The sequence below is a fragment of the Patulibacter sp. NPDC049589 genome (genome assembly GCF_040675535.1).
Taxonomy (GTDB): domain Bacteria; phylum Actinomycetota; class Thermoleophilia; order Solirubrobacterales; family Solirubrobacteraceae; genus Patulibacter.
Genome location: NZ_JBFAPC010000125.1, coordinates 1 through 16820, shown reverse-complemented (window position 1 = coordinate 16820; position 16820 = coordinate 1). Strand labels below are relative to the sequence as shown.

Here is a 16820-nt window from a genome sequence, read left to right as displayed (position 1 = left end):
CCCACGACGGCGACCCGCGCGACCGGCGCGACGGCGACCCGGCCGGCGACCTCGACGCGGCCGGCCGTCCCGACGCGTCCGGGGACCACGACGACCACGCCCTCCGAGAGCACCACCGCGACGACCCCGGCCACGACCGCGTCCCGCCCGCCCTCGGCCACGACCCCGCGTCCGACGGCGACCGGTGCGACCGGCGCGACGACCGCGGAGCGCCCGCCGACGACGACGGCCGCGGATCCCGGCCTCGACGCCCGGGCGCGGGCGAACGCCGCCGTCGCGGCCGCGGAGGGCGGCGGCGCGGGCCGGCTCGTCCTCGTCCAGCGGATCACGGTCGAGCGGTTCGAGCGCCTCCCGCTCGACGGCGCGACGGCCCCGCTCTTCCGGGAGCCGCCGGAGGTCCAGCGGATCGTCCGGCGTCACGGCCGGCGGGGCTGACCGCGGAGCACCGCGGCCTGCGGGACCGCCGGCACGGCACCGGTCTCCGGCGCCACGTCGGCGGCACCGGGCGCCAGCGGCCCGCCCCTCACCCCACCAGCCGGTACCCGACGCCCGTCTCGGTACGGATCAGCCGGGCGGAGCGTCCGACGGTGCCGTCCGGGCCGGGCGCCTCGAGCTTCCGGCGCAGGTTCGCGATGTGGGTGCGCAGCGTCGCGGTGTCGTCGGCGTAGGCGGCGCCCCAGACCTCGAGCAGCAGCGCCGAGTGGGTCAGCAGGCGGCCGCGGTGGCGGACGAGGGTGCGCAGCAGCCCGAACTCGATCGGGGTCAGGTGCAGCTCCTCCCCCGCCCGCAGCACGCGGTGGTCGGCGAGGTCGATCTCGAGGTCGCCGACCCGCAGGACCGGCTCGTCCGCGGCCGGGGCGGCGCGGCGCAGCGCCGCCCGCAGGCGGGCCAGCAGCTCGTCGGGCCCGAACGGCTTGGTGACGTAGTCGTCGGCGCCGGCCTCCAGCGCGCGGACCTTCTCGGACTCCTCGTCCACCGCGGAGAGCACGATGATCGGCACCTGCGTCCACTCGCGCAGGCCGCGGCAGACGTCGACGCCGCTGCCGTCGGGCAGCATCAGGTCGACGATCGCGGCCTCGGGGGCGTGCAGCGCGGCGAGGTCCAGGGCCTCCTCGACGCCGCCCGCGGGCAGCGCCTCGAAGCCCGCGTCGCGCAGGAGCACCCGCAGCGCGCGGACGATCTGGCGCTCGTCGTCGACGACCAGGACGGTGCGGCCTCCGGCGCTCACGGGCGCTCCTCCGGGTCCGTGGGCGGGACCGGCCGCGGCCGGGTCGGCGGGCCGTCGGCGCGGGGCCGCGGCGCGGGGCCGTCCGTCCTGACGTCGCCCCCGGTCTCCGCCGGCGGCAGCTCCAGCACGAACGCCGTCCCCTGCCCCGGGTAGCTCTCGGCGCGCAGCGTGCCGCCGTTGGCCTCGGCGAACCCGCGGGCGATCGCCAGGCCCAGGCCGCTGCCGGGGCCCGCCGCGGCACCGCCGCGCCGGAACGGCAGGAACAGCTCGTCGCGACCGCCGGGTGCCAGGCCCGGGCCGCCGTCGACGACCCGGACGACCGCGAGACCACGGCGGCTCGCGACCCGGACGAGGACGTCGGCCCGGCCCGTCGAGCGGTCGCGGCCGTGGATGAGCGCGTTCTCGACGAGGTTGACGACGATCCGCGCGATCTGGACGGGGTCGACGCGCGCCCGGGGCGGCGGGTCCTCGGTCTCCACCCGCACCGACGCGGCCTCCGGATGGGTGGCCTCCATCTCCTGGAGCGCGTCGCGGACGACGTCGTCGAGCGGCACGTCGTCGGGGTGCGGCGCGGCCGCGCCGGCCTCCAGCCGCGAGAGGTCCAGGAGCTTGCCGATCAGGCCCGCGAGCCGGTCGCTGCCCTCGAGGATCCCCGCCGCCAGCTCGTCGCGCTCCTCGTCGGTCGCCGACGCCGCCCCGAGCGCCGCCGCCGCGACCGAGATCTGGGTGATGGGGGTCCGCAGGTCGTGCCCGACGGTCCGCAGCAGCGTCGTCGCGACCTCGTTGGAGCGCCGCAGCGCGGCGGCCTCCACGGCCTCGCGGGCCAGGCGCTCGCGCTCCACCCCGGCGGCCACGACCGCGCCCAGCGCCGGGGCGACCCGGGACGCCAGCGCGGCCTCGTCCCGTGCGTCCAGGGGACCGGTCCACCGGAGGAGCCCGACCGGGCCGTCGGGGCCGTCGAGGACGAGGACCCCGGCCGGCCGGGACCGCTCCGGGGCCTGCTGCGGGTCCCACGGGAGCACCTCGACCGCGGCCCCGAGGTGGTCGCCCAGGCGCGCCGCCGCCTCGGGCAGCGCGGACGCCACGCCGCGCGGGGTCAGGACGATCGTCGTGAGGTCGGCCACGAGGTCGGCCTCGCGGCGCGCGCGGTCGGCGCGCTGCGCCTCCCGCCGGCCGGCCTCGGCGATCCGGGCCGAGACGACCGCGACGATCAGCAGCACGGCGAGCGCCGCCCAGTGCCGGCTGTCGTCGATCGTGAAGCGGTGGACCGGCGGCAGCTCCCACCAGTTGTAGGCCGCGATCGAGAGGACCGACGTCGCGATCCCGAGGCCGACCCCGGCCCGGGTGGCGACGAGCAGCACGGGCACGACGTAGAGGACGCCGAGCGAGACGACCGGCGCCGTCTCCTTCAGCAGTCCGACGGCCGCGGTCGCCAGCGCCACCCCGATGGCGGCCCAGAGGCCCTCGACGGCGAGGTGGCGCGGGTCCACGTCGGCGAGGCGACGGGGGGCGGCGTGGACCGGATCCGGCACGGCACGAGGGTACGCCTCCGGACCGTCGGTCCCGCTCCCGGGGCCGGGACAGGCGACAGCCCCGCGGGACCGGCGTGCCGGCGTCCAGCGCCGCTCAGCAGCGCGGCGCGTGCGAGGCGGCCTTCGTGGCCAGCAGCTGCTTGCGGGTGGGCGCGGGGATCGGCAGCGGGTGGGCGCCCGCGGGCCGCAGCCCGTCGAGCACGATCCCCAGGTAGCGGCGCCAGAGGTCGGCCGACACGCCGTCGATGTTGCCGCCGCCGCAGTGCTCGGTCGCGCCGCCGAGGGCGGCCAGCAGGAACGGCAGGTCCTCCGCGGCGAGGTCGTCGCGCACGACGCCGGACTTCTGGGCCCGCTGCAGCAGCTCCGCGATGCCGTCCATCATCGCCTCGTTGCGGCGGACGAAGTGCTCGTCGCCGAAGAGCTCCGGCCCCACGGCCGACAGGAACGTGCGGTCGCGCGCCTGGACCTCGGCGGTGGCGGTCAGCACCTGGACGAGCGCGTCCCACGGATCGTCCATCGCCAGCGCGTCGTCGATCGCGGTCACGACACCCGCGAACGTGGCGTCCAGCACCGCGAGCATCAGGTCCTGCTTCGTCGGGAAGTGCCGGAACAACGTGCCGGCGCCGACGCCCGCCCGGCGGGCGATCTCGGCGACGGCGACGTCCGGGCCACCCTCGGCGAACGCCTCCTGCGCGGCCGCGAGCACGCGCTCGCGGTTGCGCAGGGCGTCGGCGCGCATGGGCCGTTCGACGGACTCCGGTGCCTCGGTGCTCACCCCTCCACCCTACGCCGCCACGGCGACGAGCTGGTCCGGATCGATCTCCGCCACGTCGCGGCCGCGGACGACGACCGCGGTGACCAGGGCGGCGAGCACCATCAGGGCGGCGCCGACGAGGAACGCCAGGTGGTAGCCGGAGGGGGCGATCCCGGGCACTCGATCGTCCGTCCGCTGGTGCCGCCCGCGGCGCGTCGGTACGGTGGCCCGGTGCTCGCCCTGCTCTACGACGTGCACGGCAACCTCGCCGCGCTCGAGGCCGTGCTGGAGGACGCCGCGGCGGCTGGCGCCGACGACTGGCTGGTCGGCGGTGACGTCAGCGCCTTCGGCCCCTGGCCGGTCGACACCCTGCGCCGCCTGCGCGCCCTGGACGGCGCCCGCTGGATCCGCGGCAACCACGAGCGCTGGGCCGTCGAGTCCGCCGACGTCCCGCCCGTCCCGCTCGCCCGCGGCGGCGTCACCGCCGCCCGCGACGCGCTCGGCCCGAAGACCGTCGCCGAGCTCTACGCCCTGCCCCGCTGGCAGCCGATCCCCGGCGGCGAGGCGTGGCACGCGTCGCCCCGCTCCGACGTCGCGGGCTTCGGGGCCGCGGCCGCGGACGGCGACGCCGACCTGCTCGAGGCGCGCACCCCGCCGCTGCTCGTCGTCGGCCACACCCACGTGCAGATGCGCCGCGACGTGGAGCGCCGCGACGGCGGCACGACGACGGTCGTCAACCCCGGCAGCGTCGGCCTGCCGTTCGACGGCGACCCGCGCGCCGCGTACGGTCTCCTCGCAGACGACGGCGTCGTGACCCTGCGGCGCGTCGGCTACGACGTCGAGCGCACCGTCGCGGAGCAGGCCGCCCGCTGGGGCGATGCCCCGTGGGCCCGCGCCGTCGCCCAGACCTACCGCACCGGCCGCCCGTCCTCCATCCCCTCGCAGACGACTCCCCGCCCATGAGCACTCCCCCCTCCGCCGGCACCGACGACGAGCCGGTCGACGACCGCATCGCCCTGGTCAGCAGCGTCGGGCCCCTCGACGGGGTCGTCGCGCTGCTCCACGAGCTGCTGCACGCCGCGTCCGCGATCCGCGCGACGGCGATCGTCCCGCCCGAGGCCGACGAGCCGCCCGCGGTGATCGATGTCGCGCGCCTGGCGCCGATCGAGGTCGCGCGCGGCGAGCACGTCGTCCACCTGCCGCACGCCGGCCCGCTGGACGTCGCCGTCCCGCCGCTGTTCGCGTTCAAGCAGCTGCCGATCTTCGACGCCGACCCCGAGACGGGCGACATCGCCGCCCCGCTCGGCGGCGTCGAGCACCGCGCGATCGGCGTCGCCGAGACCGCCGCACAGCTGCCCGAGGGCACCGTCCTGCAGCTCGCGTGGGACACCACCCGGGCCGGCGTCGCGTTCTCGGTGACCGCCCGGGCGCGTGACGCGGGCGAGCCGATCGTCCTCGGGATCGGCGACGAGGCGTTCCCGATGCCCGCCGGCTGGCCGGACGCCCCGACGCTGGCCTGACGGCGAGCACCCGATCGTGGAGGTCCTGCGATGACGCACCCCGAGCCCCAGGCCATCCTCGCGCCGATCACCGAGGCGGCGATGTTCCTCACGCTGACCGTCGAGCCGGGCGGCGAGACCGTCGTCCGCGACCTGCTGCCGGACGTCAGCGGCCTGCGGCGGTCGGTCGGCTTCCGGATCCCGGAGGCCCGGCTGACCTGCGTCACGGGGATCGGCTCCGCTCTGTGGGACCGGCTCTTCGGATCGCCGCGTCCCGCGTCGCTGCACCCGTTCCGCGAGCTGCGCGGCCCGCGGCACCGCGCGCCGTCGACGCCCGGCGACCTCCTCTTCCACCTCCGCGCGCATCGCCTGGACCTCTGCTTCGAGCTCGCGCGGCTCATCGTCGAGCGGCTGGACGGCGCCGCGACGGTCGTCGACGAGATCCACGGCTTCCGCTCCTTCGACCAGCGCGACGTGCTGGGGTTCGTCGACGGGACCGAGAACCCCGAGGGCGCCGCGGCGCGCGACGCGGTGCTGATCGGCGACGAGGACCCGTCGTTCGCGGGCGGCGGCTACGTCGTCGTGCAGAAGTACCTCCACGACCTCGCGGCGTGGAACGCGCTGAGCGTCGAGGACCAGGAGGCGGCGATCGGCCGCACCAAGCTCGACGACGTCGAGTACCCCGACGAGCGGAAGGCGCCGAGCTCGCACCTCGCGCTGAACGTCATCGAGGGGCCCGACGGGGAGCAGCGCCAGATCCTCCGGCACAACATGCCGTTCGGGCGCGTCGGCGCCGCCGAGTACGGCACGTTCTTCATCGGCTACGCCGCCGACCCGGCGGTCACGGAGCAGATGCTCGAGAACATGTTCCTCGGCAGCCCGCGCGGCACCACCGACCGGATCCTCGACTTCTCGACCGCAGTCACCGGCGCCCTCTTCTTCGTTCCGTCCGCGGAGCTCCTCGACGACCCGCCCGCCGCGCCGGCGGGGGCGGCCGACGAGGCGACCACCGCGGCCGCCGTCGCGCAGGAGCCGCCGAGCCCCTCGGACGGCTCCCTCGCGATCGGGGGCCTGGGGGACGATCGCCCGTGACGGGCGCCGGGACCCCCGTCGACACCCCACCGCCCGCCGAGCGGCCGCGCTACGTCCGTGCCCCGGGCAAGGTCGGCCGCACGTGGACCGTCGAGGACGCGATCGACGGCACGTTCTTCCTCGTCGGCGCCGTCCTGGTCCTCTGGCTCGGCTGGGTGCTGGTCGCGCGGGAGCTGACGTTCTCGTGGCTCGCGATCGTGACCGTCGCGGTCTTCTGGCTCCTCGTCGCCTACGTCGGGCTGCCCCGGCTGCAGGAGGTGCTCGCACGGATCTACGTCCCCGACTACTTCATCGGCCGCACCGTCACGGGGATCGGCGTGCTCGGCGACCCGGTCAACCTCGCCCTGGACGGGAGCGAGCAGGCGATGAACGCAGCCATGCGGCGCGCGGGCTGGACGCGGGCCGACGAGGTCACGCTCCGCTCGTCGTGGGGGATCGTCGTCTCGTCCGCCCTCCGCCGCTCCTACCCCGCGGCGCCGGTCTCGCCCCTGCTGCTGTTCGGCCGCCGGCAGGCGTTCGCGTACGAGCAGGAGGTCGACGGCAACGCGTCCCAGCGCCACCACGTGCGGTTCTGGCCCGTCCCGGAGGGCTGGCGGCTGCCCGGCGGGCAGCGCGTCGAGTGGCTCGCCGCCGGCACCTACGACCGCGCGGTGGGCCTGTCGCTGTTCACGCTCCAGGTGACGCACAAGGTCGACGCGGACATCGACGTGGAGCGCGACTTCGTGATCGCCACCGTCCGCTACGCCTGCCCCGAGGCCCGCCTGCGCGTCATCGCCGACTTCGCCACCGCGTTCCACACCCGCAACGGGGGCGGGGACGTCGTCCACACCGACGGCGGCCTGCCGATCCTCGACCTGACCGGCCTGGGGCCCGCACCGGAGGACGCGGCACCGACGCCCCCCGACGCGCCCGTGGCGGCGTCGCCGCGCCTGCCGCCCCCGGCGTTGCTGCTCAGCGGCGGGCTGAGCGCGTCGAAGGCCGCACTCTCGCTCGTCGGCCTGCTCGTCGCCCTGCTCGGGGGCCCGCGGGCCCGCTGGCTGCCCGACGTGGCAACGGCCCAGCTGGTCGTGCTGGGCGCCGGCGCGGGGCTGATCGTCGTCCTCTGGCTCCTCACGCTCCGGCGACTGCGGTGGGCCCGGACCCTGCTGATGGCCGTGTGCGGCGTGGAGGCGAGCACCCAGCTCGCGGCGCTGAGCGGCGCCGGCCACGTCAGCCTCCTGCTCGTCGCGACGACCGGCATCGCCGTCCTGATCCTGATCGCCGTCAGCTCGACCGAGGCGCGCCGCTGGGTCCGCGACGGCCGATCGTCCGCGGCGGGGCACCCGGCCAAGCCGTCCGCGGACGGCCCGCCGCCCGCCTGAGCACCCCGCGGGCCGGGGCCACCCCGCGCGGCATCGGGCCGCGGGCCTGTGCCACAATGCCGCGTCTATGGCTCGACCCTCCACGAAGCCGGCCCGTGGCCGGCGCTCTCCTAAGGGCGGTCCCCGTCGGACCCCCAAGCTCACCAAGGAGCAGGTCGCGCAGATCGATCACCTGCACGTCGACGCGCTCCGCGCGCTCGTCACGGAGAAGGGCAAGATCCGCTCGCGTCGCGCGACCGGTCTGAACGCCCGCGACCAGGCCCACGCCGCTCGCGCCGTCAAGCAGGCCCGCGAGCTCGCGCTGCTGCCCTACCCGCACCCCCGCATGATCTCCATGCCGGGCCGCGAGGACCGCGGCGAGGACAAGCCGGAGCGTGGCGGCCGCGGCCGTCGCGACGACCGCTAGGCCTCAGCCTTCGGCGGGCGGCCCCGGCCGCCCCGCAGGACCCGACGCCCGGCACCTCGTGCCGGGCGTTCGTCGTTCCCCGGCGCGATCCGCGTGACCGGTGGGCGCAGCGCTCGGCGGTCGATCGTGGACACCGCGTGGCCGCTCATCGACCGACCCCCACCGCGTTCCGGACGACGCCCGCCACCCGCGGTCGATCGTGGACACCGCGTGGCCGCTCATCGACCGACCCCCACCCAGCGCCCCGGCCCGTCGACCGTCGAGCGCCGCGCCGCGCGGTCCCTCAGCCCAGGAACCCCGCCAGGGTGGCCGGCAGCCCCGGCGCCGCGAGCGTCGACACGTGCCCGCGCCGGGGGTGCAGGTCCAGGTGGGCACCGGGGATCAGGCGCAGGGTCTCCTCCACGATCGAGGCCGGGTAGTACGGGTCGCGGCCGCCGACGACCAGCAGCGTCGGGGCCCGGATCGGGGCGGCGCAGCGCACCAGGTCGAAGCCGTCCTCGGCCTCGATCGTCGTGGCCAGGTCGTCGAGCGGGCCCGGGAACAGCCGCGGTCCGACCGCCCAGGCCGCCGCGGCCGGCACGAGCCCCGCCGGCCCCGGGGCCAGGTCGCGGCCGAGCTCGGCGAACGCCCGGCGCGGTCTGCCGGCGCGGACCGCCTCGGCGACCCGTCGCTGCTCCTCCCGCGCCCGCGGACCGAGACGGCAGCCCGTGGAGACCAGGACGAGCCGACGGACGACGTCCGGGTGGTCCGCCGCCAGCTGCTGCGCGATGCTGCCGCCCGTCGAGAGCCCCGCAAGGTCGACCGGCCCGTCGAACGCCGTCCGGAGCGCGTCGGCGTGCTCCGCCGCCAGCACGGCCATCGTCGCGCCGCGCGGCAGCCCGCGCCGCCGGTTCAGGTACGTGACCTCGGCCGCGGCCGCGAACGCGGCCATCGTCCGGACGTGCGCGCGGCGCATCGCGGAGCCGTCGACCCCGACGTCCGGCGTCAGGCCCGCCAGGACGACGAGCGGCGGGCCCTCCCCCGCCACGAGCGCCGGGAACGCGCCGACCGTCGTCCGTCGCACCTCCATCGGGCCCACGGTGGCAGACGGGAGGGATCGGCGACGAACCATCGCGGCCCACGGGCCGTCCCGTGACCTCGGTGGCCGGCACCCGCCGGGGCGTCCCGGCGGACCGCGCGGCGCCGTTCCGGCAACCGGCGTTCCCTGCACCCCTCGCGCCCGCGCCCCGCGACGCCGCCGCGTCCCCCGCCGACCTGGCGGCGCGCCGCTCGGAGGGACGTCCACGCAGGAACGAACACACCGCGCAGCGGTGCTGACCCCGAGTAGGGTGGCGCGGATATGTCGCGAACCGGCCGCCAGACACGGGAGCGGCTGACGCGCTCCGCCACGGACCCCACGCCCGCAAAGCCCGGCCCGCGGGGCCGCGAGCACGAGGGCCGACCAGCCCTCCGCGAGCGGCTGCGGTACCGCTTCGACAACAGCATGGCCCGGGGCGCCTCGGCGCTCGTCGGGTGGCTCGCCGTCGCGACGCTCGTCCTGATCGTGCTCTTCAGCGTGGTCGTGCTGATCACGCAGATCGCACCGTCGGGCGACGACGGCCGCCCCGGCGTCCGCCAGCAGCTGTTCAACAGCCTGATGCACGCCCTGGACCCGGGCACGGTCGCCGGCGACAGCGGCTCCTGGCGCTTCCTGCTGACGATGCTGGCGCTGACGATCGCCGGCCTGTTCGTCGTCTCCGCCCTGATCGGCGTGATCGCGACCGCGATCGACACGCGCCTGATGGAGCTGCGCCGCGGCCGCTCGCGCGTCCTCGAGGAGGACCACACCCTGATCCTCGGCTGGTCCGACGCGGTCATGACGATCCTCCGCGAGCTGTCGATCGCCAACGAGAGCCGCAAGAAGCCGTCCGTCGTGATCCTCGCGCCGCGCGACAAGGTGGAGATGGAGGAGGAGATCCGCGAGCGCGCCGGCGACCTGCGCGGCACCCGCGTGATCTGCCGCACGGGCTCCCCGATCGACGTCACCGACCTGCGGATCGGCAACCACGAGGCCGCGCGCTCGATCATCGTCCTGGCCCCCGACGGCGACGAGCCCGACAGCGAGGCGATCAAGACCCTCCTCGCCCTCACCCACGTGCCGCGCACCGGCGACCGGCCGCTGCACGTCGTCGTGGAGATCGAGGACCCGGACTACCTCGAGGCCGCGCGGATGGTCGCGGGCTCCGGCGTGGTGATCGTCAACAAGCGCGAGACCGTCGCGCGCCTGATCGTCCAGACCTCCCGCCAGTCCGGCGCCGCGATGGTCTACACCGAGCTCTTCGACTTCGACGGCGACGAGATCTACTTCCACGACGAGCCGCGGCTGTCGTCGGGCACGTACGGCGAGAGCCTCATGGGCTACGAGGACTGCTCGGTCATCGGCATCGCCGACGACGACGGCACCGTCCGCCTGAACCCGCCGATGGACACCCCGATCGACGGCCGGACGCTCGTCGTGATCGCCGAGGACGACTCCCGGCTCGTCGGCGCCCGGTCCGCCGTCGGCGTCGTCGACGGGGCCGCGGTCGTCGCGTCGCCGCCGCGGCCCGAGCCACCGTCCCGGATCCTCGTGCTCGGCTGGAACGAGCGCGCGCTGAGCGTCATCACCGAGCTCGACGAGTACGCCTCCCCCGGGTCGCGGCTGTCGGTCGTCTCGGAGTTCGGCGAGCCGTCCGTCCCGGAGCTGCGCAACCTCACCGTCGACGTCCGCTCCGGGCGCACCACGGACCGCGCGACCCTCGACGGGCTCGAGATCGTCGAGCACGACCAGGTGATCGTGCTCTGCTACTCCGACGACCTCGACGTCCAGCGCGCCGACGCCCGGACGCTGGTGACGCTGCTCCACCTGCGCGAGATCTCGTCGAAGGCGTCCGAGGGCCGCCGGCCCGCGATCGTCAGCGAGATGCTCGACGACCGCAACCGCGCGCTCGCCCAGGTGGCCGAGGTCGACGACGTCATCGTGTCCGACGAGATCCTCAGCCTGATCCTGGCGCAGATCTCCGAGGAGGCCCGCCTCGACGCGGTCTTCACCGACCTGCTCGACGCCGACGGCTCCGAGATCTACCTGCGCCCGGCCGCCGAGTACGTGGCCATCGGGCAGGAGGTCTCGTACGCGACCGTCGTCGACGCGGCCCGCCGCCGCGGCGAGACCGCGATCGGCTACCGGGACGCCAGCGAGGCCCGCGACCCCGCGATGGCCTACGGCGTGCGCGTCAACCCGCCGAAGTCCGCCGTCCTGACGCCGGACGTCAGCGACCGCGTCGTGGTGCTGGCCGAGGACTGACGGGGAGGGGGTGCGGGCCCCGCCCCGAGCGTCTCGGGTCTCGATCGCATCGGGCTGCGGCGGGGCTCGGGGCACCCGCAAGGGGGTGCGGGCCCCGCCCCGACTGATGCGATCCCGCCCGCCCGGGCCGCATCCGGGCTGCGGCGGGGCTCGGGGCACCCGCAGGCCGCTCAGCCACGCTCGTAGGGCTTGCCGAGCGCCCCGGCGGCCCGCGAGCGGCCCACCAGGCCGGCCACCGCGATCAGCGTCAGGACGTACGGCAGCGCGTTGAACAGCGTCGCCAGCTGGTCCGAGAAGACGTCGAGCCGCCGGGCGATCGCGCTCGAGAAGCCGAAGAGCAGCGCGGCCGCCAGCGCCGCCCCCGGCCGCCAGCGGCCGAAGATGACCGCGGCGAGCGCGATGAAGCCGCGGCCCGCCGTCATGTTCTGCGAGAACGACCCCAGGAGCGCGAGCGAGAGGTAGGCGCCGCCCAGGCCGGCCATCGCGCCCGACGCCAGCACGGCGAGGTAGCGCGTGCGCAGGACCGGGATCCCGGCGGACTCGGCCGCCTCGGGCCGCTCGCCGACCGCGCGCAGGTGCAGGCCCGGCGTCGTCCGGAAGAGCACGAACGCGACCGCCGCGACCGCGACCAGCGCGAACCACGTCATGAGGCTCGCGCTGCCGATCGACACGGCGAAGAAGCCGTCGCCGCCGAGGCCCGGGAGCGAGAGCTCCGGCACGCGCGAGAGGTCCTTGGGCGAGCCGTCGTCCCCGTACCGCGCCACGAAGACGTAGCCGGTGACGCCGAGCGCCATCAGGTTCAGCGCCGTGCCGGCGACCACCTGGTCCGCCCGCAGGGTGATCGCGAAGACCGCGTAGATCGCCGCGACCCCCACCCCGCCGAGCATCCCGACCAAGACTCCGAGGAGCCACGAGTCCGTCAGGTCGGCCCCGAGGACCGCGAACAGCGCGCCGCTGAGCATCATCCCCTCGAGCCCCAGCGCGATCACGCCGGCGCGCTCCGAGATGATCCCGCCGAGCGCGGCGAAGATCAGCGGCGTCGCGAAGCGCAGGGTGGCCGCGAACAGCGCCGACCAGACGACGACCTGGTCGAGCTTCGCCTCGTCGGCGCCCGACGCGACCCAGGCGCCGACGATCGCCAGCACCGCGCCGACCACGGCGCCCCAGCCGACGCGCCCGGCGCCGGCGCGCGCCGCCCACCAGCCGCCGACCGCGGCGACCACGCCGAGCACCACCGAGGGCGCCGGCGTGCGCAGGGTGACCGGCGGGATCGTGATGAAGAACGCCAGCGCGGCCAGCACGACCGCCGCCCACGCCACGCGCGCCACGCGGGGATCGACGACCTCGGCCGTCGCGACGCCGACCACCGTGGGTCGGTGCTCGGCCGGGCTCGGGAGCGGCGCGGTGGTGCTCATGCCGAGGCCTCCCGGCGTCGGGCGACGAGCGTTCGCAACCGCCCGAAGGAGCGCGCCGCCAGGGACCGCACCGCCCCGCCCAGGACGATGTCCGCGCTGGCGACGAGGACGATGATCCCCTGGATGATCAGGGTGAGGTTCGTCCCGAGGGCCGGGTCGAAGATCTCGGGGTCGAGGTTGCGCTGCGACGCACCGGTGGTGAGCGCGCCGAAGAGTAGGGCGGCGATCCCGATGCCGACCGCGCTGCCGCGCCCGAGCAGCGCGACCGCGATGCCGAGGAAGCCGATCTGGGAGACGGTGATGTCGGTCGTCGAGATCCGGTACTCCCAGCCGAGGACGTCGATCGCGCCGGCCAGGCCGGCGAAGGCGCCGCAGATCAGCATCGCCTTGACCGTCACGCGGCCGGGCGAGATGCCGGCCGTCCGCGCGGCCTCGGGGTTCAGGCCGACGGCGCGGATCTCGTAGCCCGCCCGCGAGCGCGCGATCAGGACCCAGTAGACGACGAGCCCGAGGATCGCCAGGAAGAAGCCGATGTGCAGGCCCTGCAGCTCCGGGTCGCCCCAGAAGACGGGCAGCCGCGCGGACTGCGCGACCTCCGGCGACACCGGCAGGGAGCGGTCCTCCGTGTTCTGCAGCGGCCCGCCGAGGCCGAAGAGGTAGGACCCGATCCAGATCGCGACCCAGTTGAGCATGATCGTCGTGATCACCTCGTTGGCGCCGGAGGTCGCGTGCAGGGCCCCCGCGATGCCCGCCCAGAGCGCGCCGATCGCCACGCCCGCCAGGACCGTGATCACCACGTGGGGCAGCGCCGGCATGCCGTGGAAGGACGAGCCGACCCAGATCGCCATGGAGCTCGACGCCAGGTACTGCCCCTGACCGCCGATGTTGAACAGCCCGGCGCGGTAGGCGACGGCGACGGCGAGACCGAGGAGCGCCAGGGGCGCGGCCGCGATCAGCGTCTGCTGCAGGCTGGACGCCGCGATCTCGCGGGTGTCGCCACCCGTCCACGGGAACAGCCAGGAGAGGCCGGAGCCGTCGAAGATCGCCTTGTACGTCGCGAACGGGTCGTTGCCGGTGACGAGGATCGCCAGGCCGCCGGCGAGGAACGCCAGGAAGGTCGTGACGAGCGGGACGCCGACGCGGGAGACGCCGCGACCGGCGAGGCCGCGCGTCGTCGTCGCGGCGCGGGCCAGCCGCGCCGGGAGCACCGGGGTCCTCACGCCGCGGTCCGCTCGGGGTCGGGCTCGCCGGACGAGGTCATCGCGGCACCGAGCTCGGCGGCGCTGGCCGTCGGCGGCAGCTCGGCGACGATCCGGCCGGAGGCGATGACGAGCACCCGGTCGGCGATCGCCCGCACCTCGTCGAGGTCGAGCGAGACGAGCAGCACGGCCCGGCCGGCGTCGCGCTCGGCGACGAGGCGGCGGTGGACCGCGTCGATCGCGCCGACGTCGAGGCCGCGGGTCGGCTGCGCGGCGACGAGGACGCGCGGGTCGCAGGCCAGCTCGCGGGCGATCGAGACCTTCTGCTGGTTGCCGCCCGAGAGGCTGCGCGCCGGCGTGGCCGGCCCGCCCCCGCGGACGTCGAAGTCCTCGATCAGCGCGGCGGCCGTGTCGCGCATCCGGCGGCGGCGCAGCAGCCCGCGCCGCGTGACCTCGGGCGTCCGGAGGCGACGGAGCGCGAGGTTCTCGGCGATCGAGAAGTCGAGGACCAGGCCGTCGCGGCGGCGGTCCTCGGGGATGTGGCCGAGGCCCGCGTCGGTGGCGCCGGTCACGCCGGTGCCGGTGATCTCGGTGCCGTCGACCAGCACGTGGCCGGACTCGGCGGCCCGGAGGCCGCAGACGGCCTGCACGAGCTCGCGCTGCCCGTTGCCGTCGACGCCGGCCAGCGCGACGATCTCGCCGGTGCGGACGGCGAGGCTCGCGTCGTCGACGGCGAGCAGGCCGCGGTCGTCGCGGACGGTCAGCCCCCGGACCTCGAGCGCGGCGCCGCCGGGCATCGTCGGCTCCTTGACGATGCCGTCGGGCAGGTCGCGGCCGACCATCATCCGCGCCAGCTCGGGGGCGGTCGCGCCGGCGGCGTCGAGCGTCGCGATCCGCCGGCCGCGGCGGATCACCGTCACGCGGTCCGCGACCCCGAGGACCTCGCGGAGCTTGTGGGAGATCAGGACGATCGACGTGCCCGAGGCCTTCAGCCGCCGCAGGATGGCCATCAGCTCCTCGGCCTCCTGCGCGGTCAGGACGGCGGTCGGCTCGTCGAGCACGAGGATCCGCGCGCCGCGGTAGAGCGCGCGCAGCACCTCGGCCCGCTGCTGCATGCCGACGGTGACGTCCTCCATCGTGGCGTCGGGATCGACCGCGAGCCCGTGACGCTCGGCCAGCTCGAGGACGATCCGCCTCGCCGCCGCGCGGTCGCGCAGCACCCCGCGCCGGGGCTCGGCCCCGAGGACGACGTTCTCGGCGACGGTCATCACCGGGACCTGCATGAAGTGCTGGTGGACCATCCCGATGCCGCGGGCGATCGCGTCGTGCGGGGAGCGCAGGTGGACGACCTCGCCCCCGACCACGACCTCCCCCGCGTCCGGGCGGAGGTGGCCGTAGAGGATCGACATGAGCGTCGACTTGCCGGCGCCGTTCTCCCCGAGGAGCGCGTGGATCTCGCCCTCCCGCAGGTCGAGGTCGACGTCCTCGTTGGCGACGACGGCCCCGAAGCGCTTCGTGATGCCCCGGAGCTCCAGGACCGGCGCGGGGGCACCGTCGGCGGGGGCCGCGCCGTCCGCCGGCGCGGCCCCCGTGGACGAGTCGCCCGCTGCGGGCGGGAGGCTCACTTCACCTCGCTGGGGATGTCCTTCAGCTCGCCGGAGGCGATCGTGTCCTGGATCGCCTTCAGCTGGTCCGCGTAGCCCGTCGCCTCCGGGCCGAGCGCCCCGATGCCGACCTCGCCGTTCTTCACGGTGCCGACGACGTCGGTGCCGCCCTGCAGCGTGCCGCCCTGCGCCGCCTTGACGGCGGCCACGACGGCGGCGTCGATCTTCTTCACGGCGCTGGTCAGGACGTAGGTGCCGAGGTAGCCCTGGTCCGCGTCGACGCCGACGCCCTGGACGCCCTTCTCCTTCGCGGCGTCGAGCGCGCCGAGCCCGCACTGGCCGGCGACCTGGAAGACGACCTTCGAGCCCTGGGCGATCTGGTCGAGCGCGACCTCCTTGCACTTCGCCTGGTCGACGAAGTCCTGGGAGTAGCCGTTCAGCGTCTTGATCCCCGGGTCGGCGGCCTTCGCGCCCGCCTGGTAGCCGGCGATATACCCGTCGACCGGGGCGGACTTCTGCCCGCCGACGCTCGAGACCGCCTTCGCGTCGTTGTCCTTGGCGTAGAGGCCCGCGGCGTAGCCGGCGAGGTAGCCCGCCTCGTTCTCCTTGAAGAGGATGCCGGTGACGTTCGTCGGCTTGCCCTTCAGCGCCGCGGACGGCATGTCGATGATCGCGAACTTCGTGTCCGGGAACTTCTTCGCGACGGCGGCGGTGGCGTCGGCCATGAGGAAGCCGACCGGGATCACCAGGTCGTACTTCTGCCTCGCGAGCGTCGTGAGGTTCGGGATGTAGTCGGCGTTGCTCTTCGACGTGATGACGCGCACGTCGACGCCGAGCTGCGACTTGGCCTCCTGCAGGCCCTTGTTCGCGAGGAAGTTGAACGAGCGATCGTTGAGGCCGCCGACGTCGGTCACGAGGCCGACCTTGATCGACTTCGCGGCCGGTGCGCCCGACGCGGCCGTGGAGGCCGTCGAGTCTGGGCTGTCGTCGTCGCTGCTGCCGCAGCCGGGGAGGGCGATCGCGGCCACGCCGAGGACGGCGATGGCCGTCCGCCAGGTCTTGAGCATCAGGGGGATTCCTGTCTGGGGTTGATGCAAGGCGTTGTATCCCGCCGAGCGGGGGGTCCCCGGGGGACCGACGGCCAAGGATCGCCGGCCCGTCTTGTCCCATCTGGGGGTTGCGTCCGCGAACGTTCGCGCGCCAGGCGCGAACGTTCGCGTCAAGCGCTGCGGGCCCCGGACGCGCAGGGGTGGAGATGGCGACGGGCACGGTGAACGTCACGTGAACGCCGGCGACGGGCGCCGGGCGCCGGGCTTCGCCGGCCCGAGGGCGAGGATCTTCTGCAGGGCGCCCATGAACTGCAGCTCCTGCACGCCGTTGGGGACGAGGACGTGCGTCGACATCGTGT

At 75.6% G+C, this 16820-nt stretch carries 15 protein-coding genes and 1 pseudogene; 7 read left to right on the top strand and 9 right to left on the bottom strand.

What is annotated here, in order from left to right; genetic code table 11:
- Positions 1-435 (top strand): annotated as a pseudogene (locus tag AB0L40_RS20005) (hypothetical protein); the annotation flags it as partial.
- An 88-nt stretch (positions 436-523) separates the two neighbouring features.
- Here AB0L40_RS20005 and AB0L40_RS20000 read toward each other — a convergent pair.
- The 4 genes from AB0L40_RS20000 to AB0L40_RS19985 form a co-directional block, all read right to left on the bottom strand.
- Positions 524-1228, bottom strand: a complete 705-nt coding sequence (locus AB0L40_RS20000; RefSeq protein WP_364358606.1) for a response regulator transcription factor — start codon at positions 1226-1228, stop codon at positions 524-526.
- Positions 1225-2760, bottom strand: a complete 1536-nt coding sequence (locus tag AB0L40_RS19995) for a DUF4118 domain-containing protein (RefSeq protein ID WP_364358603.1) — start codon at positions 2758-2760, stop codon at positions 1225-1227. The genes AB0L40_RS20000 and AB0L40_RS19995 overlap by 4 nt, the downstream gene beginning before the upstream one ends.
- Positions 2761-2854: 94 nt before the next feature.
- Positions 2855-3535 carry a TetR/AcrR family transcriptional regulator gene (locus AB0L40_RS19990; RefSeq protein WP_364358600.1) on the bottom strand — a complete coding sequence of 227 codons (681 nt, stop codon included), beginning with the start codon at positions 3533-3535 and terminating at the stop codon, positions 2855-2857.
- Between the two features lie 9 nt (positions 3536-3544).
- The gene (locus AB0L40_RS19985; protein WP_364358597.1) at positions 3545-3694 is read right to left on the bottom strand and encodes a hypothetical protein; all 150 of its coding nucleotides are present in this window, start codon (positions 3692-3694) and stop codon (positions 3545-3547) included.
- A 51-nt stretch (positions 3695-3745) separates the two neighbouring features.
- Here AB0L40_RS19985 and AB0L40_RS19980 point away from each other — a divergent pair, with 51 nt between their 5' ends.
- The 5 genes from AB0L40_RS19980 to rpsR all read left to right on the top strand — a co-directional run bounded on the left by AB0L40_RS19980 (position 3746) and on the right by rpsR (position 7872).
- Positions 3746-4477 (top strand): metallophosphoesterase family protein, encoded by a 732-nt coding sequence (locus AB0L40_RS19980; protein ID WP_364358594.1) that lies wholly within the window; start codon positions 3746-3748, stop codon positions 4475-4477.
- Entirely contained in the window at positions 4474-5034 is a 561-nt protein-coding gene (locus AB0L40_RS19975) for a hypothetical protein (RefSeq protein ID WP_364358592.1), read from the top strand. The genes AB0L40_RS19980 and AB0L40_RS19975 overlap by 4 nt, the downstream gene beginning before the upstream one ends.
- Before the next feature lie 30 nt (positions 5035-5064).
- The gene (locus AB0L40_RS19970; protein WP_364358589.1) at positions 5065-6105 is read left to right on the top strand and encodes a Dyp-type peroxidase; all 1041 of its coding nucleotides are present in this window, start codon (positions 5065-5067) and stop codon (positions 6103-6105) included.
- Positions 6102-7466 (top strand): LssY C-terminal domain-containing protein, encoded by a 1365-nt coding sequence (locus AB0L40_RS19965; protein ID WP_364358586.1) that lies wholly within the window; start codon positions 6102-6104, stop codon positions 7464-7466. Before AB0L40_RS19970 ends, AB0L40_RS19965 begins: the two co-directional genes overlap by 4 nt.
- Before the next feature lie 67 nt (positions 7467-7533).
- Positions 7534-7872, top strand: a complete 339-nt coding sequence (gene rpsR / locus AB0L40_RS19960) for a 30S ribosomal protein S18 (RefSeq protein WP_022929269.1) — start codon at positions 7534-7536, stop codon at positions 7870-7872.
- A 283-nt stretch (positions 7873-8155) separates the two neighbouring features.
- On the opposite strand, the gene AB0L40_RS19955 is transcribed toward rpsR, so the two are convergent.
- Positions 8156-8941 carry an alpha/beta fold hydrolase gene (locus AB0L40_RS19955; protein WP_364358583.1) on the bottom strand — a complete coding sequence of 262 codons (786 nt, stop codon included), beginning with the start codon at positions 8939-8941 and terminating at the stop codon, positions 8156-8158.
- Between the two features lie 270 nt (positions 8942-9211).
- On the opposite strand from AB0L40_RS19955, the gene AB0L40_RS19950 reads away from it, so the two are divergent.
- On the top strand, positions 9212-11194 hold the full coding sequence (locus tag AB0L40_RS19950) for a potassium transporter TrkA (protein WP_364358580.1): 1983 nt from the start codon (positions 9212-9214) through the stop codon (positions 11192-11194).
- 170 nt (positions 11195-11364) lie between these two features.
- Here AB0L40_RS19950 and AB0L40_RS19945 read toward each other — a convergent pair whose 3' ends face one another.
- Genes AB0L40_RS19945 through AB0L40_RS19930 form a run of 4 tightly spaced genes read right to left on the bottom strand, consistent with a single transcriptional unit; the run spans position 11365 to position 16479 of the window.
- The gene (locus AB0L40_RS19945) at positions 11365-12609 is read right to left on the bottom strand and encodes an ABC transporter permease (RefSeq protein ID WP_364358577.1); all 1245 of its coding nucleotides are present in this window, start codon (positions 12607-12609) and stop codon (positions 11365-11367) included.
- The gene (locus AB0L40_RS19940) at positions 12606-13829 is read right to left on the bottom strand and encodes an ABC transporter permease (RefSeq protein ID WP_364358574.1); all 1224 of its coding nucleotides are present in this window, start codon (positions 13827-13829) and stop codon (positions 12606-12608) included. Before AB0L40_RS19940 ends, AB0L40_RS19945 begins: the two co-directional genes overlap by 4 nt.
- Entirely contained in the window at positions 13826-15433 is a 1608-nt protein-coding gene (locus AB0L40_RS19935; protein ID WP_364358572.1) for an ABC transporter ATP-binding protein, read from the bottom strand. Before AB0L40_RS19935 ends, AB0L40_RS19940 begins: the two co-directional genes overlap by 4 nt.
- Positions 15430-16479, bottom strand: a complete 1050-nt coding sequence (locus tag AB0L40_RS19930; RefSeq protein WP_364358569.1) for a BMP family ABC transporter substrate-binding protein — start codon at positions 16477-16479, stop codon at positions 15430-15432. The genes AB0L40_RS19935 and AB0L40_RS19930 overlap by 4 nt, the downstream gene beginning before the upstream one ends.
- Positions 16480-16820: the final 341 nt, after the last annotated feature.

Excerpts from the sequence above, each read along its gene's own strand:
- AB0L40_RS19970 (WP_364358589.1), top strand. The coding sequence starts at position 5,065 with ATGACGCACCCCGAGCCCCAGGCCATCCTCGCGCCGATCACCGAGGCG.
- rpsR (WP_022929269.1), top strand. The coding sequence starts at position 7,534 with ATGGCTCGACCCTCCACGAAGCCGGCCCGTGGCCGGCGCTCTCCTAAG.
- AB0L40_RS19975 (WP_364358592.1), top strand. The coding sequence starts at position 4,474 with ATGAGCACTCCCCCCTCCGCCGGCACCGACGACGAGCCGGTCGACGAC.
- AB0L40_RS19930 (WP_364358569.1), bottom strand. The coding sequence starts at position 16,479 with ATGCTCAAGACCTGGCGGACGGCCATCGCCGTCCTCGGCGTGGCCGCG.
- AB0L40_RS19950 (WP_364358580.1), top strand. The coding sequence starts at position 9,212 with ATGTCGCGAACCGGCCGCCAGACACGGGAGCGGCTGACGCGCTCCGCC.
- AB0L40_RS19955 (WP_364358583.1), bottom strand. The coding sequence starts at position 8,941 with ATGGAGGTGCGACGGACGACGGTCGGCGCGTTCCCGGCGCTCGTGGCG.
- AB0L40_RS19945 (WP_364358577.1), bottom strand. The coding sequence starts at position 12,609 with ATGAGCACCACCGCGCCGCTCCCGAGCCCGGCCGAGCACCGACCCACG.